The following is a 25,477-nucleotide window of genomic DNA, read 5'->3' on the forward strand; positions in this document are numbered from 1 at the left end:
TCGGGTCGGTCACTCGGAGCAGGGCAGCGGCGTCGGTGCCGCTTCGAAATCGTCGAGGTCGAGGGCCACGCGCCGGCGCGGGTCGGCCAGGGTCGGGCCGGTCGAGGCCGGGGCCGCACAGGCCGCCTCTGCGGCCGGCCTGGGGAAGCTGAGCCCGCCGTGGCGGACGGGCGCGATCAGGCTGACCTCGACCCGCCGGTTGACCCGAGACAGCGGGGCGGCCGGGTCCTTCGGGCGGGTCGGCCCCCAGCCATGCACGCGCAGCCGCTCCGGCGCGATGCCGTAGGTATCGACGAGGTGGGCCCGCACCGCCCGGGCCCGGGCGAGGGACAGGCGCCGGTTGTGGGCGGGCGCACCCGCCGCGTCGGTGTGGCCGGCGATGAGGAAGCCGTGGCCGGCGAGGTCGCGCGAGGCGAGCGCCTGGCCCAGCGGCTCGAGCTGGATGCGCGCCTCCGGCGTCAGGCGGGCGCTGTCATAGGCGAAGAACACCGTGAGATCGACCGTGCGGGCCGGATCGACGCGGACGGACGGCCCGCCGTCGTCCGGGCTGAGCGCCCGCGCCGGTGCGCCGGAGGCGAGTCCCGGATGTCCGTCGGCGAAGGGGGCGAGGGAGCGGATGATGGCGGTCGCCGACGGGTTGCGGGTTTCCGCCTCCGCCGGCCCGGCCTCGTCCAGCCTGTACGGGCCGCCGGGCGCCTCGGTCAGCGGGTTCGCCCGCGCCGCGCCGCCGAGGGCGACGACGAGGCCCAGGGCCATCGCGAGGCAGGAGCGGCCGAGGCGACACCTGGCCGTGCGCCGCAGGGCGGCGTCCGCGATGATGGTCGGCCGCGCGGGCGCGTCGTCGATCCGCATGGTTCCGTTCTCCTCCGGGCCTTGCTTCGCCCGTCACACCCCGTGCCTGGACGAGCCAGAGCGGTTTTCGCCGCGCCGGCGCACAAATCGTCTCGGGAAAAGATCAGCGCCCGCGCAGGATCGCGTTCATCCGCCCCGGATCGAGGGGGGCGTCGGGTGCGGGCGGGGCGGCTGCAGATGAGGCGGCTGCAGATGAGGCGGAGGGCCTCGTCGCCGGCGCGGCCGGAGGCGAGGCCGGATCCGCGGCCGCCGTGGCGGCGGCCGGCCGGCCCTGCCGCGCCGCGATCTCGGACAGGATGCGGCTGCGGCCGAGAATCGCCGAGAGGCGGGTCGCGGCGTTGAAGCTCGACGGGTCCTTCGGATCGAGGCCGCCCTCCTTGTGCAGCGCGACGCCGGCCACCGAGGCGTCGAACATCAGCGAGCCCGAGGAGCCGCCGAGCGTGTCGCAGCGGTGGCGCAGGTCCGGCCCCTCGCCCTGCTCCTTGAGGGCAAAGCAGCGGAAGCGGCTCATCACCTTCGGCCGCCCGAGGGGATGGTGGATGACGAGCATCGAGCGGTTGCCCGGCACCGCCTCGCCCGAGAGCCGCGCCGCGCCGTAGGTCGCGGTCGGGTTGCCGGCGGCGCGGGCGAGCGCGTAGTCGAGGCGCGCGTCGAACTCGACCGGCTTCGGGTCGATCTCGAACCGCCGCGAGCCCTGCCCGTCGAGGGTCAGGTAATCCATCAGGATCGAGGCCTTGACCGGGGTCAGGTCGCCCGATTGCGGCAGGCAGTGGTGGTTGGTCAGCACGTAGTCGCCCGGCAAAAGCGCGCCGGTGCAGGAGGCGCCGACCGCCTGGCCTGTGCGGGCGTTCCTGAGCACGATGTCGACCCGGCCGATCGGGCGGGCAAGCGCGGCGAGGCCGTCGCGCGGATCGAGTTCGGCGATCGGCTCGAACGCGCCCTTGTTGCGGTCGACATAAGCGGCCGCGTCGCCGGTGGTCTGCCGCAGCGGCAACTGCGCGCGACCGTAATCGGTGGGATCGAAGCCGACGCTCTGCGCCCGCGCAGGCTCAGCCGCGCCGATTGCCAAGATCAGGCCAGTGAATCCCCAAATCCCCCCCTTGGTCGAGCGGCGTGTCCGGTGGCTTGTGGCCATCGCTGTCCTCCTCTCGGCGCCGGCTTTATGCCGTCCGCCGGTCCGCAAGTCAAAACAAGTCGATCCCGGGCCGGGAACAGTCCTTATCGGACGAGGCCGTGGACGAACCGATCGACCGTGCCCGACGGCTTTGCGGCGCCCGGATCCGCATCGGCAGAGCCCGTCATCACCTGGACCGTGTAGACGAGGTTTCGTCGGGCGCCCTCGCGCAGGAAATAGGCCTGGGCGCCGTCGGGCAGCCGGGTCGGCGGCAGCGCCGCGGCGGCGAGTTCCGGGCCCACTGTCACCCGCGCGCCGGGCAGAGTGGCGCGGAAGGCGAGGCCGCACAGGTCCGGCGCGAGGCGGCTCGCCCTCAGCCGGCCGGAAGATTCCGATGGGACCGGACGCCGTACCGGCGGGTCGGCCCCGAAGGCGACGCGCCGGCAGGTCGAGCCCGCCGGAGCGGCCAGTTCCTCCACGACGGCGCCACCCGCCACGGGGTCCGGCGTAGGGGCGATGGCCGTGCCGGGCTCAACCGGGGCGGGTGTCGCGGCGGCGGCGACCGGCCGCTCCGCCTCCGGGCGTGCGCGGAGCATCGCGAAGCCGGCAGCGAGCGCCGTGGCGGCGAGAAGTGCGACGAGCGCGGCCACGAGAGCGGGGCGCCGCCCGGCCGCCGGGGCGGGGTAGGGCGCTGGCCGTGCCAAAACCGCGAGAGCGGCCGGCACGCTCGCAGCCGGCAGGATCACCGGCGCCCGCGCCCGCCCGAGGTCGCGAAGCGCCCGCGCGGCCTCCGCCGTCTCGGGCCCGTCGGGCAGGAGGACCGCGAGGTCGGCGCGCGCCGCCGCCGCGAGCAGGTCGCGGGAGCGCGCGAGCTTGTCGAGGAGAGCGTAGTCGCCGGGCAGCACCGCGAGGTCGAGGTCGACCGCTCCCGTCGCCCACAGGACGAGGTCGGCCGCCTCCGGATCGGCGGTGAGGCTGTGACCTCGCGCCAGGAGGCCGTGGGCGAGGCAGACCGGTACCTCCCACGAGCGCCCGGCATCGAACGAGCCGGAGAGCCGCAACTCGTAAGGTTCGGAAACCTCGCCCGCGAGGCGCGATAGCGGCCCGCCGGCCGCGGCGAGCCGGGCGTAGTCGCCCGACCAGGGCAGGGGCCGGTAATCGCCCGCCGCGAAGGCGGCGGAGGCCGGCAGGCCGGGGCGGCGTTTCAGGCTGCGCAGAACCACCGGACCGCCGGTCGTCGGCACCACGACCAGGATCGAGACCGGCTTCATGCCGCCGTCACAGCAGGAACACCGCGCAAGACCTGTCCCGCAGCATCTCGCCGAGCCGAGCCGCCTCCGGCACGTCCGGGTCGAGGGCGACGAGGATCGCGCCGTCGGTCGGCGGCGGCAACGCGAGCCGCACCGTCTCGTCGCCCAGCATCGCCTCGATGACGCGCGGCGGCCGCGCCGCGCTGCCGCGCAGTACCAGGAGCGGCGGCGCGTCCTCGTCCGCGGGCAGGATCCCGAGGGTGAAGGGGCCGACGCGGCGTGATGCGACCGCGCCGTCCGAGGCCGCCGCCGCGAGCGGCGCGTGGGCAATCGCCTGGCCTGCGAGCAGCGCCCGGTAGCGCCGGGCCGTCGCGGGGTCGTCGCGGATCGCCCGCACCAGAGCGAGGTCGACCGGTTCGCCCGGCTCGCGGATGGCGTGGGCCCACAGCTCCGCGGCGCCCGGGCCCCGAGACGTGTCGCGGGCAGGTTCGCTCGCCCGCATCAGGGCGCGGGCGGCGTGGATCTCGGCGAGCAGGCGCGCTTCGTCGCTCACGCGGTCGCCTCCGCGGCGTAGGCTTCGGCGAAGGCGTCGGCGAAGACGTCCCGGTCCGTCGCGAAGGCCGCGTCGAGCGGCCGCTGCCGGGCGAGGCCGGCGATCGCGCGGGCGAGCCGGCCGGCCTCCTCGGCGAGCCGCAGCAGGGCGGCGTCCGCTGCGGCGAACCCCGCCGCGAGCCGGTCGGGGTCGTCGAAGCCGGCGCGCCGGATCCGGCGGATGTCGGCGCGTGCCGCCGCGAGGGCGTCGCGGGCCTCGGGGGACAGGCCCTCGGCCTCCGCCGGAACCCGCAGCGCCGCCGCGATCCGCAGCATCCGGTCGAGATGGACGGTCAGCGCCGAGACCCGCACGGCCAGCGCCGGGTAGGTCTCGGCCTCGGCGCAGGCGGTACGCTCGGCGATCCCCGCCCCGCCGCCGCCGCGGCGCAGGCGGTTGGCGAGGCCGGATTGCACCCGCCCGAAGCTCGCGGCCCGCAGGGTCGTGAGCGGGCGGGTGCGGTGGAACGGCTCGAGGCGCAGGAACTCGGCGAGGTCGTCGCGCTCCGCCCCGGTCAGGATCTTCGGCCCGTCGGGCAGCGCGGCGAGGAGGGCCGCCAGGGTCTCGGCCGGCTCGGCCCCCGCGAGGTCGGCCAGCGAGGCGTCGAGCCGCTCCTCCCAGCCCTCGACCGCGTCGAGCGAGGCGGGGGCGGAGAGGCCCGCGAGGCCGCCGAGCAGGGCGGAGGCCGCCTCGAAGGTCACGAAATGCTCGGCGACCGTGCGAAAGCCCGGCCGCTCGCCCTCGCGCATCTGCCCACGCCAGAAGCCCAGGATGTCGTCGTCCGTGAAGGCGCGGCGCCCATCGAGGAAGCCGAGGATCGCCCGGAAGCGCCGCTCCAGCGGGGCGAGCGGCAGGTGGGCGTGGCGATAGGCGGCGAGGTAACGCGCCAGGCGACGGCTGAAGGACACGGCGCCCTCGGCATCCGGCGCCGCGGCGAGGTCGTCGAGCCAGCCGGTGACGGCGGCGAACTGCGCCAGGTCCTCCGCCGTCAGCACGAACTCGGCCAGCGCGAGGAGCCGGGCGAGGCCGGACCAGGTCGTGCGCCAGCCCGCCTCTCCGCCCGGCAGGATCGGCCCGCGGGCATCGACCGCCTCGCCCGTGCCGGCGAACCGGGCCTCGAGCCGGTCGGCCCGGGCGAGCCCCGGATCGAGGGCGAGGGTGACGAGGTCGCGCCCGTCCCGGGCACCGGCGAGCCGCGCCAGGGCGGCGAGGGCGTGGGCGAGGTCCCAGAGCGGCTTGTCGCGGTTCGGCCGCACCGCGCCGGCGACGACCCGGGCGAGCCAGGCCCGGTCCTCGCGGGAGAGGTCGCGGCCCTCGGCCACGGCGGCGAGGTCGGCCGCGCAAGCTTCGTCGTATCCGCCGGTCATGCGTCCGCCCTCGGCCCCGCGCCCGTTCGTCGCCCACCGATATCGCCGCCCCACCGGTCCGTCACCCCCGGGGCCACCGTCAGCCGCCGACGATGCGCGGCGCGATCCGGCGCACCAGGATCTCGACTTGGCGCGCCGCCACGTCGCGGCTGCCCGCGAGCGCCCGGATCGTCAGGAGGTCGCCGTCGCGCAGGATGACGGCGGTCGCCCCCGCGCTCGACCCGATGCCGTAGGTGGTGACCCACCCCACCGCCGGATCCACCGACAGGCCGGACAGCCGGCAATCCGGGCTGCGCGACCGGCAGATGTCCTCGAGCTGCGCCATCGAGGTCCGGCCCGCGCGCACCCGCTCCTCGGTCCCGTCGGCCTGGCGGCCGAGCAGCAGGTCGACCATCGGCGCGCCCTCGCAGGTCGTGCACATCAGGGTAAGCCGCTCCGGGGCGGCCCGCGCCGCGTAGCCCTGGCCGAGGGCAGATCCTGCCTCGTCCGCCACGGCGGTGAGGTCGCGCAGCGCGAAGCCCCCGGCGCAGGCCGGCGCGGCGGAGACGCACAGGAGGGCGACGAGAAGGCTTCGCATCAGGCATTCTCCCTGTAAGTGAGGGCGGTGGTGCCCGTCCGTCTCGTCATCGCACCACGATCCTGGCCGTCGCCTCGGTCACGCCCGGCACCGCCCGAATCCGCTCGACGAGGTCGAGCACCTCGGGCGGCTGGAGCAGGCGCGCCTCGCCGTCGGCGCCCGGCGCGGCGGCGAGCCAGCGCTCGGCGAGTTCCGGCGGCAGGCCGCCGGCGACGCCGAAGCAGGAGAATAGGTTCTCGAACGGGTCCCCGGCGACGATCTCGTCGAGGCCGTAGCCGCGCGGGTATCGCCGGACGTCGCCGGCGGCGAGGGGCGTCAGCGAGGCGGCGTTGCCCCGCACCGGCAGCGCCACGAAGGCGGTCTCGTCGGGGGCCACCACCCAGCAGTACAGGCTCTGGCGCGCCCGTGCGTCGATGCGCAGCTCGAGCCGCTGGCCGCGCGCGAACGGGGTGGCGGTCGCGGCGACCGCGAGCCGGCCGCCATCGGTGCGCGCCGTCGCCGCGAGGTGGTCGAGGAAGGGGCGCGGGGTCGGGTCGCAGCCCAAGCCATCGATGGCGATGCGCCGCCGCCCCGTCGGCGCCAGCACCGCGCCGTCGCGCTGGAACTCCAGCTCCATCCAGGAGCGGCGCTCGCGATCGGTGAGGAAGCGCCCGCGCGCCGTGACCGGACCGGCGCAGGCGGTGCCGGGCGGGCGGCGGCGCACCTCGAGGCGGGCGCCCTTGAGGATGCGGCCGGCCGAGCGCGCCTCGGCGTCGAGGGCGATGAGCAGGCGGTCGGTGAGCGCGCCGGCACAGGACGAGTGGCCGCCCTCGGCCTCGAACGGGCAGACCTCGACCGCGGCGACGCTCGGCGCCGCCTGCCCGAAGGCCCGCACCGCCCGCTCCATCTCGGCATCGACGTCGGCGACGCCGGCGCCGACGCGGATCGGCACCGTCAGGGGCTCGCTCGTCGCCTTGCAGGAGGCGCTGCGGGTGATCGCCTGGAGCCGGAACGCCGCGGTCTCTCCGGCGCGGCGCGGCTCGACCAGGAACACGCTGGCCTCGCCCGCGAAGGCGGCACGGATTTGCGCCTCGGCCTCCGGGCCGGACAGGCCGGTCGTCCCCTCGCGCAGGGCCTTGACCCGCACCACGTCGGCGGCCGCCGCGAGGCGGACCCGGCCGGTCCCCTGCAGCCGGCTCTCGACCGCGAGGCGCACCTCCTCGGCCTGCTCGCGCGACCACGCGGTCTGGCCGGGCTCGGGCCCGATGACGGCGAGCGAGAGATCGGACCGCCCGACGCAGGAAGCGACCGCGTCGAGAAAGGGCGCCAGCGCGTCGGTGCCGGGATCGGCGCGGGCCGGCAGGGCCGCGGCGAGGATCGCGGCGAGCGATGCGGCGAGACGGTGCTTCATTCCGTCTCGTTCGCCTTGGCGTACTGATCGAGAGCGCGCACGAAGACCGGGTTGAAGCGTCCGTCGAGCGCGCCGGGATAGTAGTCGGCCTGCTTGATCGCGCGCTGCACGGTGCGGATCGTCTCGGGCTTCAGCTTCTGCGCCGCTGTGTCCGTGGCCGAGACCGCGGCGGCGCCGAGTTCGCCGCGCTTGAGCGCCCGCAGCACCATGTCGGCGGCGCCGACCCCCGGGAAGTAGCGGGCAAAGCCGTTGTCGATCAGGGTCGCCATCGTTGCCATCGCCACCGGATCGCCCTTCTCGGCCGCCTTGCGGAACAGGTCGAAGCCCTGGCGCAGATCCCTCGGGAAGCCGTGGGCGCCGGTGGCGTAGTGCGGCACGAGCTTGCTGATCGAGGGCACGTCGCCCCCGTCCGCGGCGCGCCGGTAGAGCGCCACCGCCTCGGCCTCGTTCTTCGGGACCCCGTTGCCGTATTCGAGCATGCGGGCGGCGTTGGCGAGCGCCACCACGTTGCCGGCCTCGCCGGCCTGGCGGTAGAGGCGCAAGGCCTCGCCTTGCGAGCGCTTCACGCCCTGACCGTTCTCGTAGAGCGTGGCGAGGTTGTTCATCGCCGCGGTGCTCCCGGCCCTGGCCGCCCGGTCGTAGGCCGCGAACGCCTCCTTCGCGCGGTCGGCCCGGTCGTAGGCGCGGCCGAGCTGGTAGGCGAGGCGGCGCAGGGACGGGTAGGCGGCCGACGCCCCGCGGCAGGCCTCGATCGCCGACGCGGCCTCGATCCGGCCGTACTTCACGCCCGGGACGGCCTGCGGCCGGTCGGGATCGTCGGTGCCGGCGGCGAGCGCGTCGCAGGTCTTCACCCGCGGATCGCCGCTCGGGTCGGAGCCGCCGAGATAGCCTTGCGCCAGGCCACGATAGGCGCAGGTCTCGGTGCAGGAATCCAGGTAGGCCTGGTACTGCCGCGCCGCGCCGAATTTCGCCCAGTTCTCCTGGTCGATCGCCGTCGCGTCGCGCTGGCGCCCGGCGAGCAGCCGGTCCATCGCCTGAGGCCGGTAGGCGCAGACCGCGCCGCAGGCGCCGATATAGGCCTCGAATGCCTCGCGCGTGCCGAGCGCTTCCGCCCGGCGCCACGCCGCTTCGTCGCGCAATGCCGCGACGCCGTTGGCCACCGCGTCGACGGGCAGCGAGGCCTGGAGGACGATCGGCGCGTCGTCGATCTCCGGCACCTGCTCGCGGCCGGAGGCGCGGCGCGCCGCTTCCTCGACCTCGCGCTTCAGGTAGCCCTTCAGCTCCGCCCAGGTGACCCGGCCGTCTCCACCGCCCGGCCGGTCGCCCGCATCGGCGAGGCCCGCGACGCCCATCAGGAAGCGGCTGGTGAGGAGGCCCAGCCGATTGGCCTCGTCCCAGTTCGCCGGCGTCGCGCCCGACGTCGCCACCAGCCGCACGATCCCGCTCTCCGCCTTCGGCCGGGCCGGGGCGAAGCCGGGGGCCGAGACCGCGAGCAGGCTCTCCCCCTTCCGCCCGGTCTCGCCGGTGAAGCAGGCATCCACCATCACGACGAGCTGGCGCCCGGACCCGATCTTGCGCTTCACGAGGTCGAGGTTGCGGTAGAGCGTCTCGAGGGCGTAGCCGCTCTCGCCCTGGTTCGGGTTGCCGTCCTCCGGCAGGAGAAAGGGCTGGCGGCTGGTGAGGTCCGGCACGCCGTGGCCCGAATAGTAGACGAAGACGTTCGAGCGCCCCTCGCGCGCGCTGCGCCACAGCCGGCCGGATTGCGGATTGCGCTCGGTGCCGAACACCTGGTTGAACTCGTTGAGCGTCGCGTCCTTGAGGACGAAGACGTTGGCCTCGCGGTAGCCGAGGCGCTGGACGAGGTAGGCCCGCATCGCCTCGGCGTCGTTATGCGCGTAGTCGACCGGCACCGTCTGCTTGTAGCTGCGGTTGCCGATCACGACGGCGACCGAGTCGGCGTTGTCGGCGAAGGCCTGGGTCTCGAGAGCAGACGCTCCGGGGGCAGGCGTCTCGGGCGCGGCCCGGGCGGCACCGGACAGGACGATCGCGGCCGCCTGCACCAGAAGGGCGAGCCCGACCCGGGCAACGCAGCCCCGCAACGCCGTGGCCTTGGTCATGCGTGGTCTCCTTGCTCGCGGCGGGAAGCAGCCTCCCGGCATGGCTCCTGTGCCCGACCTGGGCTCCCGTGACGGGCCGGTATCCGGCCCAGGCGGCCGGAGCGTGGTGGCGAAAACGGCCCATGCATGGCGTAGCGATTTTTTACCGCGCGATGAGCGCGAGGGCGAGGCTGAACAGGGCGAGGTGCAGTGGCGAGAGGGTCTTCAGCATCGCGGTGCCTCCTCAGCGCAGGTAGAGACCGCGCCCGCACCGGCGCACCCGCCGCGGCTCGATGTATCCGGTAGCCCGGTTGAAGACCTCGACCGTGCGATAGAGGCAGTAACGCCCGGAATCGCGGCCGTTGAAGTAGACCCCGCCGTTGTCGAGATCGACGCCGATGAACTCCTGGTTGCCGCGGCTCCCGTGAGCCTCGCCATCCTGGGCAATTCCCGGGACCGTGCAGCAGAGCAGGACGGCGGCGGCGAGGATCGTGGTCTTCGTCATGGCACATCTCCGTTCGGGCGCTGTCCGCCCTCATCGAGGCCATGGGCCAGCCAGACCGGTTTTCGCGCGCGCCGATCCGGCAGGAACGAAAAAATTCCGATCCGGGCGGCGTGGCGGCGGGAGCGCGCCTCACAGGGTGAACACCGCGACCCAGACGCGCCGCAGACCGGGACCGGCGGGAGCAACTACGACCTTGCGGGCGCGCCGGCCCGCCACCAGCGCCTCGCCGCCGGCCGCGCCCTCCGGCAGGGCCGCGAGCCACCCGTCGAACCCGCTGCCGAGGAGCGTGATCCCCGCACCGCCGCCGGGGGTGAGCCCCCCGGGCACGAGCCGGGCCGCGAAGGCGGCGGCCTCGGCCTCCGGCGCGTCGAAGGTGAGCCGCATCAGCCGGTCGACCCCGGCCTCGTCGGCACTCCGCAGGCCGCGATGGCCGGGCGGCAGCGGCACGCCGATGAACGCCTCGATCTCCGCGACGGGAACCGGCCGCCCAGGCGTGCAGGCGGCGAGCAGGGCAACCAGGAGCAAAGCCAGACGCAACGCCGATCGCGCGGCGGCGCGGCGCGCGCTCACCGGCCCGGCCCCCGCAGGTAGGCCCGGATCTGCCGGGCATAGTCGCGGGCACCCCGCGCCTCCGGCCCGGTTCCGCGGGCGATCCGGTCGAGGGCGGCCAGCGCCGCGCGGCCGTGGCGCCGGCTTGCGAAGAGGGCGAGACCCTGCTCGGCGACGAAGACGTCGAGCCCGGTGAGGCCGGCCACGCAGGCGAGGTAGGCGGCGGCGTTCTCGACCTGCCCCGGATCGAGATCGAGCCGCTCGACCGAGGCCTCGCCGACGAGCGCCCGCGGATAGCGCGTCTCGAACGCCGTCACGAGCGCGGAGTCGAACAGGGCGGCGGCGCGAACTTCGGCGCAGCCCGGCAACGGAAGGCCGGCAACCGGTGAGGGCGCGGCCCGGGCCGGGCCGGGGAGGAAGAGGGCGAGCGCAAGGAGGGCGCCGAACTGCCTGCGCCACCTCGGGTCCGACATGGGCGCGACGGAGAAGTCCCGCCGCGCCCGGGCGGCGAACCGGCACAGCTCCGCGTTCGTATGGATGCTCATCGCCGTCGCTCCCGTCACAGCGTGCGCCGGTAGACGCCGCGGAACGTGACGTTCAGGCCGCCGCAGGCGAGGTTGTCGTCGACGACGAGCCAGGGGCCGAGCCGTCGCAGCCAGATCTTGCAATCGGTCTCGGCGCCCTTCTGCACCGGCAGGGTGCCCGCCTCGCCCACGGCGAAGCTGGCGGCGTCGCCGACGGGCACGAATGTGCCGGACATCTCGCCGGTATGGATTCCGCCGCGGCGGACCCGTTCGGGATCGCCCGCGCCCCAGGTCGCGTCGCCGGCAACGGCGAGCGTGCCGGCCTTGTCCCCGCGTGTCACCCGGATCTGCGCCTCGGCCTGCTTCCAGGCGCCGAGCCATCCCTCGAGGGCGACCGACGCCGCGGACTCGAGCGCCACCGCCTCTGCAGGGATCCAGCCTGTACGTCCGACCTCGTCGTCCTTCCCGCTCCGGTAGGTCGCGCACAGGAACGCGCCGCGGCGCTCGCCGAGGATCACGGCATCGCCGGTCACCAGGTAGGCCCGCTCGCGGCAGACCGGGCCCGGATCGGGGCAGCCCGCGCGGGCAAGGCCGTCCTTGACGAAGGCGGTGCGGCCCGGGGCGGAGACCCGTCCCAGGGAGAGGATCGGGCCGGCGGAGAGGGTGGGCGCGCGCCGGCACTCGTTCTCCTCCGCCCACCCGTCCGAGACGCCCGCCGCGGAGGCCAGGACCGCGAGCAGGACGGCACGGCGTGACCGGCGGACGGTCCTGTGCGTCGGATGGGCGCGTCTCATGGCAGGCGATCCGGATGCGGGCGTCGGGTTGGCGACGATCGCGGCGGGCGCGGTCGCGATCCTTTGCGCGATGGTGGGGTGGCGGCTTCGCGAGGTCATCGCCCTGAAGGCCTGCGACCATCGGAAGGGTGTGGCGGAAAGGTCGAGCACCGCGGCGGCGACCGCCGCGGCCAGAGTGTCGTAGGGGCACAGCATGCGCCGGACGGGCTCGTGCGAAGCGGGAGGCGGTCGGGGGCTCACCGGCGCCTAGTCCTGCACGGCCACGATGCGCTGGGGCGTGAATTTGCGCTGCCGCCAGACCTGGCAGACGCCGCGCGCGGGCGTGATCGTACCGTGCTCGTCATGGACGACCAGCGCCTGATCTCCGCATATGTCGAGCGAGAAGCAGACGCCGCTGGCGAACAGGGAGGCGGGGTCGGCGACCCGGTAGCTGTGGCCGGTGAGTTCGCCGTGGACGAGCATGGTATGCGGCAGAGGACGCTCGACGGCCTCCCGCGGTAGGATCCGGATTACCTGTATGAAGATATCGCCCTGTCGCCACTTGGCGGACTCCGCTGGTCGTCGAGATCAGCGATCGGCTCGACGCCGAGCGCTGATCCTTATCCGGCTGATGATCAGTATGTGATCAGTGGCGGCCGAGCCCCGATAGGCGAGGGCATCGGGATGGTCTTTCCATCATCACGCTAACCCGAGGATCGACTGGGGGTCAACCACGGTTGCGCAACCGCTGCGATCGAGAGGTCACACACCCGACCAGGCCAGAGAAGGGGATCGCAACGCTTGGTGCTCCGACGCCCGGCGACGGGTCGTGGTTTGCCTCGTCGACGATCGCCAGAAACATTGGGTTGACCTGTACGCTCATACCGCTAGAAATCCTGCTACCTTTCGAGACCTCGGACGTGCTGCGCCCGATCTAACGCCGCTTTTCCGGCACTTCGACCGGCGTGCCCTAGATAGCGCCGCTCGATCGTCTTGCGATCGTCTGGTGCGCTTCATGCCGTATCGGCATCTGATCTCCCACGCCCAGGAGGCGACCATTCCCGAGGCAACGACTTCGCACGTGCCCTCGCGGCCGCGCGCCTTCGCCGGTCTGATCGCCGCCACCGTGCTTCTGCCCTTCGCCCTCCTGCTCCTCGGCCTGTGGGAGCGGCAGCGCGGCGCCGATGACTGGGCCGAGTTCGCGGCCGAGCACGACCGCCTTGCCCGGGTCGTGGCGGATCTCGAGGCTCGCACGCCACGCGACGGGCGGCCTGATTTTCGCCTGCAGTTCCGCCACGACGGCAAGAATTACGGCGGTCCCCTCGCCGTCGTGATGGCGCGCGGGGCCCGGGACAGCGCCGGAACGCTCGTCGCCGTCATGGACTGGCGCCGCTGGCTGCCGCCGGTCGCGATCGCAGGTGGGGGGATCGCGGCCGGACTCTCGCTCCTCGTGCTGCTCGCCGGGGCCGCGCTCGCAAGGCTCGGGCGCAGCTCGCGCGACGCACTGGTGGGTGGCTTCTCGCTCGTGCGCCGCCTGCTGCCGGCGTCCCTCGCGGCCCAGATCCTGGCGGCGACCGCCGGTTTCGTCGCCGTCGTCGCCTTCGAATCGGGGCTGCTGCTCCAAAGTGGCCTCTCCGGCGACGGGATGAAGCTCTTGGGAATCGCCGCCGTCGCGGTCGCCGCCACGCTCCTCGCGGCGGGCGGCGCCCTCCTCGGCCTGCGCCGAGCGCTCGACGCCTTCGAGCCCGACCCGGTGCCGATCCTCGGCCGACAGATCACGCCGGCCGAGGCGCCGGGCTTGTGGCGCCTCGTCGAGGGCCTGGCCGAGCGGATGGGAGCGCTGAAGCCCGAGGCCTTGGTCGTCGGCCTGACCGAAGGCTTCTTCGTCACCGCCGGCCCGGCGGTACTGGAGCCTGGCGGCGCGCGGCTCTCGGGCCGCATCCTCCACCTGCCGCTGCCGCACCTCGCCTTGATGCGTGGCGACGAGACCGCGGCGATCATCGCTCACGAGCTCGCGCATTACGCCGGCGGCGACACCGCCTACAGCCAGCGCTTCCTGCCGATCTATGCCGGGGTCGCGCGCTCCCTCGACGTGGTCGCGGCGCGCGAGGGTCACGCCCTCGGCCTGCTCGGGCCCTCGGTACGGCTCGGCCGGTTCGTGATGGAGCGCTTCCACCTCGCCGTGCGTCACTGGAGCCGGGTGCGCGAGTTCGGGGCCGATGCGGCTGGCGCCGGAGTGACCTCGCCCGAGGCGTCGGTGCGAGCGCTCCTGCGCAGCGGCGCCCTCGCCCCGCGCATCGCCGAGACCCTCGCCGCCGCGGCCGAGGCCCCCGACGCGGCACCACCCGACCTCGTGGCGGCGATGCTCGACCGCGTCGTCGCTCGCGGCCTCGACGACCCGGCCCGTCACATCGAGGCCGAGCAGGCTCATCCGACCGACACCCACCCGCCGACCCGCGAGCGCATCGCCGCCCTCGGACAGACCATCGACGCCGGCCTGTTGGATGCCGCCGCTGTCACACCGCCGCCGCACGCCCTCGGTCAGCTCGCCGCCTACTTTGCAGACCCGGCCAGCCTGTGCCGGGCAGCGAGTGAGGACTTCCTCGACGCGGTGCGCGAGCGCGACGCGGCGTTCCGCGCCCGCCTGGAAGAGAAAGCCGCCGAGGTCGGTACCGAGGAGCGGGTGCTGCGCGCGAACTACCGCCCCCGCGGCCTCGTGCTGGCCATGGCCGGCGGCCTCTTCGGCCTGGCCGCCCTGGCCGTGGCTTTGTTCGGCATCCCCGGGATCCTGCCCCGCGAGGCCACTGTCGTCCTTGCCGCGGCGCTCGCGATCGCCATCCTGATGGGCGGGGCCGGAGCGTTCATCCTGGCGCGAGGCGAGCCCGTCATCCTGGTCCTGAGGCCCGAAGGCCTGGCCGCGCCCGGGCTCGACCGGACGATCGCCTGGAGCGACATCGCCGACCTCGACCTGACCGGGAACCATGGCGGCCTCGTCATGCGCGTGCTGCTGCCGCCGGCCGTGCCCTGGCCCGAGCGGCGGCCCGGCCACCCCGCCGCGAGGCTCGACCCTGAACGCCGCATCGTCACGCTGCCGCTTCCCATGCCGCGCGGGATGAACCCGCAGGGTTTCGCCGACCTCATCGCCACCTACCAATCGGCGGCACAGGCCCGGTCGATCCTCGCCGGGACCGCGGTCACCGTGCCCGTGACCGAGCCCGCCTGACAAACCGTGAGAGGATTCATGACCAAAGCACCCGAGACCGCCTCGTCCTACCGCCCCGATGCCCTGCGGCTGCCGCCCCGGGGTCACGGGTGGATCAACACCTTCTGGGTCCTGTTCGGCGTGATGGCGCTCGGGGGCATCCTGATCGCCTGCGCGGTCTACACGGCGCCGGCGGTGATCTCGGACTGGCAGGTCCACGCGGCGGCGAAAGCCGCCCCCGACGCCCGAGTGAGCGAGGGGAAGTGCAGCGCCAAGCTCGTCATCCACATCTGCGATGCGACCCTCGCCTTGCGCACTCCCACCGGAACGGTGACGCGGCGAGTGAACTACGTGTTCATCGGCCTCCATGCCGGTGACTATCGCGTCGGGGTGATGGCCGACCCGGCCCGGCCAGACTTCGTCACCACCGATCTCGGCCTCGACCGGCTCTGGAACCGGACGATCACCCTTCTGGTGGGCATGGGTGCGATCGCAGCCTGCATCTTCGGGGCGCTGCTCTCGCTCCTCCGCAATCGGCGCACGGCATAATCCCGGCACTGGCGGCGCGTGACGGCGAAAACGGGTCTGCACGGCCCACGCCCCGTTGAGCGCTGAGAGAGGACGCTGATCGGCTCTTATCGGACGCGTCCGATGAGGCGTTTATCAGGAGGAGCTCGAACACATGATCATCTGGTCAGGCTGGGGCATGCTCTCGGCGCTCATTGCGGCCGCGGGCCTTGTCGTCAGCGTGCTCCTCGATCCGGCGCTCGCGCGCATCGGCATCCCGACGCCGACCGGGGTCGTCCTCGTCTGGGTCGTCGCCGCAGCGTTCAACTGGTGGCTCGGCACCCGGCTCAACGATCTCCCGGGTCGCGAACTGGTTGATCCGCGTACGGGACAGATCGTGATCCTGCGTGGGCGCCACACCCTGTTCTGGATCCCGATGCAGTACTACCCCGTGCTCATGGTGGTGCTCGGCATTCTTTCGGTGCTCGGCGCCATGCATGGCGGATCTCCCGGGCGCAAAGCCGGCCAAGCCGCACGAGCCCATACCCCCGCTGCCAGCAATCCGCTCCGCGTCGCCGTGACGGGTACGACGCCTCCCAAATGGCTAAACGGGGGCCGTGAGGTCGCATGGGCTTCGACGAGCTTCCGAGGCTGAATGCGTGCGATCCGCATCTCGCCTCCCCGGGTCGGCCTCCGCCAGAGGGGCCTCGCGGCGCAGCCGCTCGACCAGATCGGGATTGCCGATGAACGGACGGCCGAAGGCGATCATGTCGGCGTAGCCGGACGCGACCGCCTCGACAGCAAGCTGCCGGTCGTAGCCGTTATTGGCGATGTAGGCCCCGCCGAGTGCGGCGTGCAGCGCCTTGTAGTCGAACGCCGACGACCCGTTGGGCCCGCGCGTCTGCCCCTCGACGCAGTGGAGATAGGCCAGCCCGAGCTCGCCCAGTCTCCGGGCGAGATGGCCGTAAGTTGCCTGGGGATCGCTGTCGAGCGGGGTGTCGCCGACGGCTCGCGTCATCGGCGAGAGCCGCAGACCGACGCGGTCGGCACCCCAGACCTCCGCCACAGCCGAGACGACCTCGATGGGAAGCCGCGTGCGGTTCTCGATCGAGCCGCCGTAGCGGTCCGTCCTGCGATTGGTGCTGTCGCGGATGAATTGGTCGAGCAGGTAGCAGTTCGCGGAATGCACCTCGATCCCGTCGAAGCCCGCCTGCTTCGCCAGGGACGCGGCGCGCCGGTAATCGTCGATCAGACTTGGAATCTCGTCGGTCCGCAGCGCGCGCGGCATGGAGGGGGGAGCCTGCGTGCGGCTCTCAAGGAAGACGAGTTCACCGGCCCGGATGGCCGAGGCCGAGACCGGCGCCTCGCCATTCTCCTGAAGGCTGACATGCGACATGCGCCCGACATGCCAGAGCTGGCAGACGATCCGCCCGCCGGCCTCGTGCACGGCCGAGGTCACGCGCGTCCAGGCCTCGGCCTGCGCCTCCGTGTAGATGCCCGGCGTGAAGGCGTAGCCCCGGCCCTGCCGCGAGATGTTGGTCGCCTCGGTGATGATGAGGCCGGCCGAGGCGCGCTGCCGATAATATTCGACGGCGAGATGCGAATGGACGCCCTCCATGTCGGCGCGTGAGCGCGTCAGCGGCGCCATCGCGACGCGATTGGCGACGTTGATGGCTCCGATCCTCGTCGGAGAAAACAAATCACGATCGGCGGTCATCGGCATGGGTGGGATCTCTCAGCGCCTGTTTGATTGAAATGGACAGATATCAAGCCCCTCGTCATTTCGGCGCCGCGCAGCGGCCCCGGAATGACGGGGAGGGTGTCAAGACCGTCGAGCAGGTCGAACACGGTCTCACTCGGCCCGGGCGGCCATGTCGCTCCGGTTGGCGTAATTGAGTTCCGTCGAGTGGGAGTATATCTCGATCAGGTTGCCCCAGGGATCCTCGCAATAGACGGCCTTGAACGGCTCTCCCTCGAACAGCGTCCAGACCTTCGAGCGCTGCGTGCCGCCCATCTCGGCGATCCGCCGCGCGAGGCCCTCGACGTCCGGGTCGACCAGGCAGAAGTGGAAGACACCGGTCTTCCAGTAGCGGAAGTTGTCGTCCGCGGCTTCCGACGTCGGCGTGACGAACTCGAACAGCTCGATCCCGACCCCGTTCGCGGTGGCGAGGTGGGACACGTATCCCTCCTCGAAACGGTCACCGAAGATCCCCTTGAACACCTCGCCGATATGCGAGCCGTCGTGCCGGATGTGGAGGGGCCCGATGATGTGACGGCAGCCGAAGGCCTTGGTGTACCACGCCGTCGCTGCCTCGATGCCGGTGACGGTCAGGCCGACATGCGTCACCGGAGCGGGATGATGGGACATCGCTCTTCTCCGCGGGTGAGGAATCAGGCCGCGCGCGGCAGTCGGTCGAGCAGTTTGTCGAGCGTGACGGGATAATCGCGCACGCGGATGCCGGTCGCGTTGTAGACGGCATTCGCGACCGCCGCGGCCGCACCGCACAGGCCGATCTCGCCGATGCCCTTGGCCTTCATCGGGGACGAGACCGGGTCGGGGTGATCGAGGAAGACGACGTCGAGATGCGGGATGTCGGCATGGACCGGCACCTCGTAGCCGCCGAGGTCGTGGTTGATGAAGAAGCCGTGGCGGGTGTCGACGACGAGCGCCTCCATGAGCGCCGAGCCGACCCCCATCGTCATGGCGCCGATCACCTGGCTTCGCGCCGTGAGCGGATTGAGCACCAGGCCGGCATCGATGACCGCGAGCATGCGGCGAATGCGCATCTCCCCGGTGAACCGGTTCACCGCCACTTCGGCGAACTGCGCCCCGAAGGTGGCCTGGACGAAGTCCTTGTCGAGGTCGCCATAGGTGATCCGGTCTTCCGCGGTCAGCGGCCCATCCTTTACGGCGTCGAGGAGAGGCACGCTCCGGCGTCCCGCCGTGACCATCCCGTCCGCGAACGCCGCGTCCTCGGCGTTGAAGCCGAGCCGCGCCGCGACGCTCGCCCGCAAAGCCGTGCAGGCGGCGTAGAGCCCGGACGTCGCATTGTTCGCGCCGAACTGCCCGCCTGAGCCGGCGGCTTCGGGATAGTCCGAGTCGCCGAGACGGACCGTCACGGCGTCGAGCGGCAGGCCCATCATCTCGGCCGCCGTCTGGGCGAGAATGGTGTAGCTGCCGGTCCCGATGTCGGTCATGTCGGTCTCGACCGTGAGCCGGCCGTCCTGTTCGAGCCGGACGCGGGCGCCGGACGGCATCGGCAGGTTCTGGCGAAAGCCCGCCGCCATGCCCATGCCGACGAGCCAGCGACCGTCGCTCACGGAGCCGGGCCCCGGGTTGCGGCGTGCCCAGCCGAAGTTTTTCGCGCCGACTTCGAGACACTCGATCAGGTGGCGCTCCGAGAAGAGCCGCTGCGGCTTGCGCGGATCCACCTGCGTGTCGTTCAGGATCCGGAACGCGACGGGGTCGAGGCCGAGCCTCTCGGCCATCTCGTCCATCGCGATCTCGAGCGCCATCAGGCCTGGCGCCTCTCCGGGCGCCCGCATGTCGTTCCCTTCGGCAAGGTCGAGGGTCGCAAGCTTCATGGACAGGTCGCGGTTCGGAGACGCGTAGATCAGCCGCGTCGGCGCGACCGCCGCCTCGGCGAAGGCTCCGGCCAGGTTTCCGTTGACGCTGTGATGAGCGATGGCGGTCAGCCGCCCGTCACGGTCCGCACCGAGGCGGATCCGTTGAATCGTGCCGGCGCGGCGCGTGCCGTTATTGGCGATCAGCGGGCGCTGCAACGCGACCTTGCACGGACGTCCGACGGCCTCGGCGCCGAGGGCGGCAGATCCCGCCTGCTACAGCGCTGTGAGGGCGCGCAGGCGGGCTCTCCCGCTCTCGGTCAGCTACACCACTCCACGGGACACGACCCGGGGGAGCCACCTTCTGGTACCGCCCGTCGACCTGAAGCGCGGGTCGATCCCCGCGGATGCGGGGGAGCCGGGGGAGGGGCGAAGGAATCCCTTGATCTGCGGGGTCGATCCCCACGGATGCGGGGGAGCCCCCCCTGCGGTGTTCGTGGCCCTCGGCTGCCAGGGTCGATCCCCGCGGATGCGGGGGAGCCCGCTCGCAGGCAGCCGGCATCGCCGGTCGGCTGGGTCGATCCCCGCGGATGCGGGGGAGCCTGCATGCTCTGGGTCGGCGCGCTCAACGCCTCGGGTCGATCCCCGCGGATGCGGGGGAGCCCTTGGCCCCATGGCCGCCGTACCGCAGTGCCACGGTCGATCCCCGCGGATGCGGGGGAGCCCGTACCAGGTGCCGCCGACCTCGGGATTCTTCTGGTCGATCCCCGCGGATGCGGGGGAGCCAAGGACACGGGGCTGGGCGCAGTGGTCGAGCGGGGTCGATCCCCGCGGATGCGGGGGAGCCGTCGCGGTGGTCTGGGATCCGGGTGTCGGTCGGGGTCGATCCCCGCGGATGCGGGGGAGCCACGGCAGACAACAGAGGATGATCGGCCGGAGGAGGTCGATCCCCGCGGATGCGGGGGAGCCCCGATCAACGGGCAGAGCACGGTGGGCCTGCGGGGTCGATCCCCGCGGATGCGGGGGAGCCAGCGATTTACTGCTCAAACCTTATCGACTTTACGGTCGATCCCCGCGGATGCGGGGGAGCCGAGCGTCCGATGGTGTCGGGCGACCTGGCGCCGGGTCGATCCCCGCGGATGCGGGGGAGCCAATGCCGGCGGTGCGCCATGGCTAAGCGCCACGGGTCGATCCCCGCGGATGCGGGGGAGCCGCCCTGGAATGGGACTGGAATATTTTCGGCCGGGGTCGATCCCCGCGGATGCGGGGGAGCCGGGCTCATCATCACGCCAGAGGGGCGCATTCCGGGTCGATCCCCGCGGATGCGGGGGAGCCTCGACGCGCAGGCCGAAGTGGGCGAGCACCCGGGGTCGATCCCCGCGGATGCGGGGGAGCCAGGTTTCTGTCGCCGTTTCTGTCGCCGAACCTGGGTCGATCCCCGCGGATGCGGGGGAGCCTCGAGGGGGGTGTGGGTGTCGTCGGACATGGGGGGTCGATCCCCGCGGATGCGGGGGAGCCCCCAGGCGCTCCTCTGGCCCTACGTGCGGGCGGGGTCGATCCCCGCGGATGCAGGGGAGCCGCGAGAAGCTGCGCATCTCACGCCTCCCGCTGGGGTCGATCCCCGCGGATGCGGGGGAGCCGGCCAGGAAGCCTTGGCGATGGCGGGCAAGAGGGGTCGATCCCCGCGGATGCGGGGGAGCCAGCCAGCGCACCTACTGGGACGGCCTGCGCCGGGGTCGATCCCCGCGGATGCGGGGGAGCCGGCCGACGGGCGCGGGTCGAGGGTGGGGCGGAGGGTCGATCCCCGCGGATGCGGGGGAGCCCGGACGGTCGTCTCGGCGACGTCGAGCACCGGGGGTCGATCCCCGCGGATGCGGGGGAGCCCCACTCGCGTCGCGTGCCAGCGTCGTTCGCCAGGGTCGATCCCCGCGGATGCGGGGGAGCCGCCTGCGTCAGGAAGCCGTCGAAGGCGAGCGCGGGTCGATCCCCGCGGATGCGGGGGAGCCGCGCAGGGCAGCCAGGGCGGTGTCGTCGACAAGGGTCGATCCCCGCGGATGCGGGGGAGCCACGCCAAGCGCCGGGGCGACCTTCGGGCCGAGGGGTCGATCCCCGCGGATGCGGGGGAGCCCGCTACCGCGTCTCGGGCGGCGCGATCACCTGGGGTCGATCCCCGCGGATGCGGGGGAGCCCGCCACCTGATGTGCGGCGAGCTGCGCGAGGAAGGTCGATCCCCGCGGATGCGGGGGAGCCGCGGCCTGGATCGTGTTCATGGTGGTGTCCTGGGGTCGATCCCCGCGGATGCGGGGGAGCCGCCTCGGTCTCGACGCCGACGAGGAACGTCCCGGGTCGATCCCCGCGGATGCGGGGGAGCCGGCCGCGACGGCAGCGAAACCTACTCGGCGAAAGGTCGATCCCCGCGGATGCGGGGGAGCCTCCGGTCGAACGACGCGTCCGCCGCCGCCGTGAGGTCGATCCCCGCGGATGCGGGGGAGCCAGCGCCGACAAGCTCGGGAACGGACTCGACCAGGGTCGATCCCCGCGGATGCGGGGGAGCCAACCCGGCCGCCTCAAGGCGCGCCGCGGTCACGGGTCGATCCCCGCGGATGCGGGGGAGCCGGGCCGCTTCCCTGGGGATCGCTTCAGGCAGCGGGTCGATCCCCGCGGATGCGGGGGAGCCGTCGGAAAGCGCTCGCTATCTGCCTCCGGCAGGGGTCGATCCCCGCGGATGCGGGGGAGCCACTTTGCGCTCCACGTCGAGGCGCCGCGCACCGGGTCGATCCCCGCGGATGCGGGGGAGCCCGGTCGCGCCTCTCGAAGCCGTCGGTCGGGTCGGGTCGATCCCCGCGGATGCGGGGGAGCCTCGACCGCCGTTCCGATATAGAAGCGACTACCGGGTCGATCCCCGCGGATGCGGGGGAGCCAGCAGCATGACGATGCGACCTCGCAAGAGACGGGGTCGATCCCCGCGGATGCGGGGGAGCCGGGATCTGGAACGGCTCGCTCTACGGCGTGCGGGGTCGATCCCCGCGGATGCGGGGGAGCCGCCTGAGACGCCGGGTGGATCGGACCTATCCCGGGTCGATCCCCGCGGATGCGGGGGAGCCGCTACGCGGGTCATTGTGCCCAGCAGCGATGCGGGTCGATCCCCGCGGATGCGGGGGAGCCCATTCCGCGGCCTCCCGTCGGCTAGCCGCCTCGGGTCGATCCCCGCGGATGCGGGGGAGCCTCGGCCTTGCGCTCTTCCTCGGGTCAAGCAACGGGTCGATCCCCGCGGATGCGGGGGAGCCCCAACGTGCAACGTGCCGGTGAACGCGATGCTGGGTCGATCCCCGCGGATGCGGGGGAGCCGATCGCCGATTTCGCCCCGGGCACCCAGGCGCAGGTCGATCCCCGCGGATGCGGGGGAGCCTTCGAATTCTGAGTGCGGCACTGTGGGTACGTGGGTCGATCCCCGCGGATGCGGGGGAGCCGGGGTGCGGGCTATGGCTATCGTCAACGCGGCGGGTCGATCCCCGCGGATGCGGGGGAGCCGATATCGTGATCCAGAGCCCGACTGGGTCGGCGGGTCGATCCCCGCGGATGCGGGGGAGCCGCGTCGCCCGCGTTCGGATCGTCGTGGGTGAGGGGTCGATCCCCGCGGATGCGGGGGAGCCTCTGCCAGTCAATATACTGACATCATTCACTTATCAAAGAGCCCGCCTCCTGAACGAGGGGGTATCCCCGCTCCGCGGCCCAGCGGGCGGCGGGTGAGAAGGACGCCCTCATGGGCGATCACCTCCTTGGGCGGCGAACCGAGCGTGCGAACGCCGAGCGCGCCTGCCGCGGCGTTGTCCGCCCAGGTCATCACGATGCTGCCACGGCCGAGCTGGCCGTACCAGTCCGACAGCACGGTCCAGACACGATCGCGCACGCCCGCGCTCATGCGCGGGTAAGCGTAGACGCCGGGGGCCAGCTCCAGCATGGCGGATCCGAGGAAGCCCCGGTAGCGATCCTCGACATCGCGGGTGACAACCACGCAGAGCGGCATGCCCCTCTCCTCGTCGCGTTCACGTCGGCTCGGGGTCGGTCGTCGAACCGACCTCTGCCTGGGGGGTGTCGTCCTGCTCCCGAGGCACCAGGACGGATTTGATCACATCGATCAGACCCGGGATGACCTCGCGCCGGCGAAACAGCTCGGCTGCCCGGCGGCGTACCAGCCGGTCGATGCTCTCCGGGCGCTTGGTCGCCTCCTTGGCCGCCCCGAAGGCGATGTCGAGGACGACGTCGTGGCGCCGCACGTCGGCAATGTCGAGGACGAAGCTCTGTCCGGAGTCTTCGTGGATGAAGCCGAGCTGGGGGATCGTGCCGGTGGCAGCAACGGCGATGGCGGCGGCGGCCTGCATCGTCACAGCCGCGTGGTTGAGGGCCTGGTTGGGCAGGTCCGCACTGTCCGGGTTCGCTCGATCATAGCGGCGTCCGCGCCAGGGCACGCCGAAGCGCTCGGCGGCCAGCTCATAGGCCCGCTTGATGCGTCCACCCTCCATGCCGCGCAGGACCGCGATGTCGCGGGTTCGCACGATCTCGCCGAAGCGCAGGGCGTACATCCGCCGCGCCACCTCCATGCGCGTGGCCTTCACCGCCCAGAGCTCGACCTGGCGCCGAGCCAGGGCGGAGGTGTCCGGCAGGAGCGGCGGCGCCGTGTAGAGCCGCACGCCCCCCTCACCGATGGCGCACAGGGCGCAGCCGTGGCGGGCGAGGAGTCGAAGGGCGTCGTGGGTCACCGAGGAGCCCGGGCCGAGCAGCACGGCCGAGACCGACTGATGCGGGATCTGGTAGTCGCCCGGTGCGAGGGTCGCGCCGCCCTCCGGCCCGGCTCGAGTGACGAACCGCAGACAGCCATCCTCCACCTCCAGGCGGCCGCGGTCGAGCCAGAGGAGGCCGTGCCGGTCGCCGTGGGGGACGCGGGCCGTGTCGAGGCCGAGGCGGCCGAGGAGCATGGCGCTATCCTCCCGCCGGCCGCAGCAGCAGCATGCCGAAGCCGAACGCGCCGTGCCGCCCCACCCCGTGGCCCAGCAGGGCGGTGAAGGCTGCCGGATCGGCGATCGTCAGCACCCCGTCCACCACGGTCTCCGGCCCGGCGAACCCCGGCCGGCGGCGAGATGTAATGTCCGGCGGGATGGATCGCACCGTGCGGATGCGCCGATGCGCCACCAGGCGGAAGGCGGAAAGACGCGCCGCCGAGCCCAGGCGCTGCTCCAGCCAGGCTTGGTAGATCGGTTCGCGCTCCAGTGGATCGTTCGCCTCGCTCCCGCCCGCCAGATCGCGTTGCTCGAGCGCCGCCAGGAAGGCGTCCCGCTCGTGGCCGCCCTGGCGGTCCGCCGCCGACCGGGCGGCGGCGGCACGCGGACCGTAGCGCACCACCGGCCGCATCCGCAGGGTAAAGCCGTAAGCGGCCCCCTCGGCAAAGGCGCGCGGCATCGCCTTTGTCTCGAACGGATGTGGAAAAATCGCCGCCAACGCGCTCTCGGCGTCGTCGTCCGCGCGCCAGTCCGCCTCCCAGTCCGGAGGGGGTTCAGGGCGCGCATCCGCACGGGGATCGGCCGCTCGCAGGGCGTCCTTGTCGTGGCTATAGCCGAGCAGCATGTCGGGTCCGCCGTCGCGGCCTGGCATCAGGCGCCAGGGCTGAGGGGCCGCCGCCCCGAAGCGCCGCCGCAGGGCGAGATGCAGCGCGTAGCCGAGATCGTCGTCGAGGACACCGTGATGCGCCGCGAAGGTCCGCAACGCTGTAGGCGCAACGGCGGTCCGCACGAGGTGCAAGAGCGGACCGCTCACGGGGTTTCTCCGTGAGCGCGCGCCGGAAGGCACAGCTGGCCCTCGATCACCCCGCGCGAGCCGCCATGCACGCCCACCACCCAGTCGCGCTCGTCGCAAATGTCCCGGCGGCGCTCACGCTCCTCTGGCTCCTGGTCGGCCGGCCCGCGGTTGGCTGGCCATTGGGCGCGCACCCGACGCTCGGAGCGGGGCCAACCGTCAGGCGTCTGCCGAAGGCGTGAGGGATGGAGGCGAAAGCGCTCCTTGCCCGCCGCGCACGCAGCGAGGGCAAGGTCGAGGGCGGTGCGGATGTCGTTCGATGCGATGCGCCCGGCCACGAGCGGCCGCGACGGCAGGCAGGGCTTTCGCCCGATAAAGAGCGGCCGCTCCGGCCGGCCGAGGGCGCCCTCGATCTCCGCCAGGGTCGGACTTTCCTCGGGCGGATCGAGGTGGAAGGCGACCAGCACCAGCGCATCGGCATCGGCATCGCGGTAGCGGATATGGGGCGAGTCGTAGGTCGCCGCCCCGCCGCTGCGGCCCTCGACGCGGCCTCGCGTGGTCCAGCCCCGGTCGCCGGCGCCGAGGCGGGCGGTCTGGAAGTCGCGCACCCGCCGGCCCTCCGCCACCCGGGCGGAGCCCAGGACGAGGCGGGCTTGCAGCCGGTCGAGCAGGGCACCGTCGGCCCGGTCGTAGCCCAGCGCGTTGGCGAGGAGCCCGGTGACCGTCGAACGACCGGGGAAGTCGCGCACGACCCCGTAGGCGTCGATGATGTCGCCGCCGAAGGCGCAGAGGGGCGCGTCGAGGAGGAGGACGAGGTGGTCCGGCACG

The 25,477-nt window shown here is 73.0% G+C and carries 22 protein-coding genes, 1 pseudogene and 1 CRISPR repeat array; of the genes and pseudogenes, 3 read left to right on the top strand and 20 right to left on the bottom strand.

The genetic code is table 11. The features are described from left to right. Positions 1 to 9 precede the first annotated feature (9 nt). The 13 genes from HBB12_RS30140 to HBB12_RS30200 all read right to left on the bottom strand — a co-directional run bounded on the left by HBB12_RS30140 (position 10) and on the right by HBB12_RS30200 (position 12,132). Positions 10 to 852: an OmpA family protein gene (locus tag HBB12_RS30140; RefSeq protein WP_236993361.1), complete on the bottom strand. Its 843-nt coding sequence runs from the start codon at positions 850 to 852 to the stop codon at positions 10 to 12. Positions 853 to 955: 103 nt separating this feature from the next. Further along, positions 956 to 1,987, bottom strand: a complete 1,032-nt coding sequence (locus HBB12_RS30145) for a trypsin-like serine peptidase (protein WP_236993362.1) — start codon at positions 1,985 to 1,987, stop codon at positions 956 to 958. A gap of 83 nt (positions 1,988 to 2,070) precedes the next feature. Then, positions 2,071 to 3,237 carry a hypothetical protein gene (locus HBB12_RS30150; protein WP_236993536.1) on the bottom strand — a complete coding sequence of 389 codons (1,167 nt, stop codon included), beginning with the start codon at positions 3,235 to 3,237 and terminating at the stop codon, positions 2,071 to 2,073. Positions 3,238 to 3,244: 7 nt separating this feature from the next. After that, a complete protein-coding gene (locus HBB12_RS30155; protein ID WP_236993363.1) occupies positions 3,245 to 3,769 on the bottom strand; it encodes a hypothetical protein in 525 nt (174 codons plus the stop codon). After that, positions 3,766 to 5,172: a hypothetical protein gene (locus HBB12_RS30160; protein WP_236993364.1), complete on the bottom strand. Its 1,407-nt coding sequence runs from the start codon at positions 5,170 to 5,172 to the stop codon at positions 3,766 to 3,768. Before HBB12_RS30160 ends, HBB12_RS30155 begins: the two co-directional genes overlap by 4 nt. A 79-nt stretch (positions 5,173 to 5,251) precedes the next feature. Next, on the bottom strand, positions 5,252 to 5,749 hold the full coding sequence (locus tag HBB12_RS30165; protein WP_236993365.1) for a hypothetical protein: 498 nt from the start codon (positions 5,747 to 5,749) through the stop codon (positions 5,252 to 5,254). A 46-nt stretch (positions 5,750 to 5,795) separates the two neighbouring features. Then, entirely contained in the window at positions 5,796 to 7,139 is a 1,344-nt protein-coding gene (locus HBB12_RS30170) for a hypothetical protein (RefSeq protein ID WP_236993366.1), read from the bottom strand. Next, positions 7,136 to 9,256: a caspase family protein gene (locus HBB12_RS30175; protein WP_236993367.1), complete on the bottom strand. Its 2,121-nt coding sequence runs from the start codon at positions 9,254 to 9,256 to the stop codon at positions 7,136 to 7,138. The genes HBB12_RS30170 and HBB12_RS30175 overlap by 4 nt, the downstream gene beginning before the upstream one ends. Before the next feature lie 223 nt (positions 9,257 to 9,479). Then, positions 9,480 to 9,740 (bottom strand): hypothetical protein, encoded by a 261-nt coding sequence (locus HBB12_RS30180; protein ID WP_236993368.1) that lies wholly within the window; start codon positions 9,738 to 9,740, stop codon positions 9,480 to 9,482. 129 nt (positions 9,741 to 9,869) lie between these two features. Further along, a complete protein-coding gene (locus HBB12_RS30185; protein WP_236993369.1) occupies positions 9,870 to 10,310 on the bottom strand; it encodes a hypothetical protein in 441 nt (146 codons plus the stop codon). After that, the gene (locus HBB12_RS30190; RefSeq protein WP_236993370.1) at positions 10,307 to 10,834 is read right to left on the bottom strand and encodes a hypothetical protein; all 528 of its coding nucleotides are present in this window, start codon (positions 10,832 to 10,834) and stop codon (positions 10,307 to 10,309) included. Before HBB12_RS30190 ends, HBB12_RS30185 begins: the two co-directional genes overlap by 4 nt. A gap of 14 nt (positions 10,835 to 10,848) precedes the next feature. After that, entirely contained in the window at positions 10,849 to 11,802 is a 954-nt protein-coding gene (locus HBB12_RS30195; protein ID WP_236993371.1) for a flagellar biosynthesis protein FlhF, read from the bottom strand. A 51-nt stretch (positions 11,803 to 11,853) separates the two neighbouring features. Next, positions 11,854 to 12,132: a DUF8820 family protein gene (locus HBB12_RS30200; protein ID WP_488349452.1), complete on the bottom strand. Its 279-nt coding sequence runs from the start codon at positions 12,130 to 12,132 to the stop codon at positions 11,854 to 11,856. A 469-nt stretch (positions 12,133 to 12,601) separates the two neighbouring features. On the opposite strand from HBB12_RS30200, the gene HBB12_RS30205 reads away from it, so the two are divergent. From HBB12_RS30205 to HBB12_RS30215, 3 genes are all read left to right on the top strand, one after another. Continuing rightward, a complete protein-coding gene (locus HBB12_RS30205; protein WP_487247412.1) occupies positions 12,602 to 14,809 on the top strand; it encodes a M48 family metalloprotease in 2,208 nt (735 codons plus the stop codon). 18 nt (positions 14,810 to 14,827) lie between these two features. Next, positions 14,828 to 15,337 (top strand): hypothetical protein, encoded by a 510-nt coding sequence (locus HBB12_RS30210; protein WP_236993373.1) that lies wholly within the window; start codon positions 14,828 to 14,830, stop codon positions 15,335 to 15,337. Between the two features lie 133 nt (positions 15,338 to 15,470). Further along, on the top strand, positions 15,471 to 15,950 hold the full coding sequence (locus HBB12_RS30215) for a hypothetical protein (RefSeq protein WP_236993374.1): 480 nt from the start codon (positions 15,471 to 15,473) through the stop codon (positions 15,948 to 15,950). On the opposite strand, the gene HBB12_RS30220 is transcribed toward HBB12_RS30215, so the two are convergent. The 7 genes and pseudogenes from HBB12_RS30220 to cas5e form a co-directional block, all read right to left on the bottom strand. Continuing rightward, positions 15,900 to 17,018 carry an alkene reductase gene (locus HBB12_RS30220; protein ID WP_236993375.1) on the bottom strand — a complete coding sequence of 373 codons (1,119 nt, stop codon included), beginning with the start codon at positions 17,016 to 17,018 and terminating at the stop codon, positions 15,900 to 15,902. The genes HBB12_RS30215 and HBB12_RS30220 overlap by 51 nt on opposite strands. A 129-nt stretch (positions 17,019 to 17,147) precedes the next feature. Continuing rightward, positions 17,148 to 17,663 carry a VOC family protein gene (locus HBB12_RS30225; protein WP_236993376.1) on the bottom strand — a complete coding sequence of 172 codons (516 nt, stop codon included), beginning with the start codon at positions 17,661 to 17,663 and terminating at the stop codon, positions 17,148 to 17,150. A gap of 23 nt (positions 17,664 to 17,686) precedes the next feature. Continuing rightward, positions 17,687 to 19,123: pseudogene (locus HBB12_RS30230) on the bottom strand (molybdopterin cofactor-binding domain-containing protein); the annotation flags it as partial. Positions 19,124 to 19,250: 127 nt separating this feature from the next. Then, positions 19,251 to 22,512: direct repeats of the CRISPR family, unit length 29 nt; unit sequence GGGTCGATCCCCGCGGATGCGGGGGAGCC. Between the two features lie 26 nt (positions 22,513 to 22,538). Further along, a complete protein-coding gene (cas2e, locus tag HBB12_RS30235) occupies positions 22,539 to 22,886 on the bottom strand; it encodes a type I-E CRISPR-associated endoribonuclease Cas2e (protein ID WP_236993377.1) in 348 nt (115 codons plus the stop codon). A 19-nt stretch (positions 22,887 to 22,905) separates the two neighbouring features. Further along, positions 22,906 to 23,835: a type I-E CRISPR-associated endonuclease Cas1e gene (cas1e, locus tag HBB12_RS30240; RefSeq protein WP_236993378.1), complete on the bottom strand. Its 930-nt coding sequence runs from the start codon at positions 23,833 to 23,835 to the stop codon at positions 22,906 to 22,908. 4 nt (positions 23,836 to 23,839) lie between these two features. Further along, positions 23,840 to 24,670, bottom strand: a complete 831-nt coding sequence (locus tag HBB12_RS30245) for a type I-E CRISPR-associated protein Cas6/Cse3/CasE (RefSeq protein WP_236993379.1) — start codon at positions 24,668 to 24,670, stop codon at positions 23,840 to 23,842. After that, positions 24,667 to 25,476 carry a type I-E CRISPR-associated protein Cas5/CasD gene (gene cas5e, locus HBB12_RS30250; RefSeq protein WP_236993380.1) on the bottom strand — a complete coding sequence of 270 codons (810 nt, stop codon included), beginning with the start codon at positions 25,474 to 25,476 and terminating at the stop codon, positions 24,667 to 24,669. The genes HBB12_RS30245 and cas5e overlap by 4 nt, the downstream gene beginning before the upstream one ends. Position 25,477 lies beyond the last annotated feature (1 nt).

Source organism: Methylobacterium sp. SyP6R (genome assembly GCF_019216885.1).
In the GTDB taxonomy this organism is placed as follows: Bacteria; Pseudomonadota; Alphaproteobacteria; order Rhizobiales; family Beijerinckiaceae; genus Methylobacterium.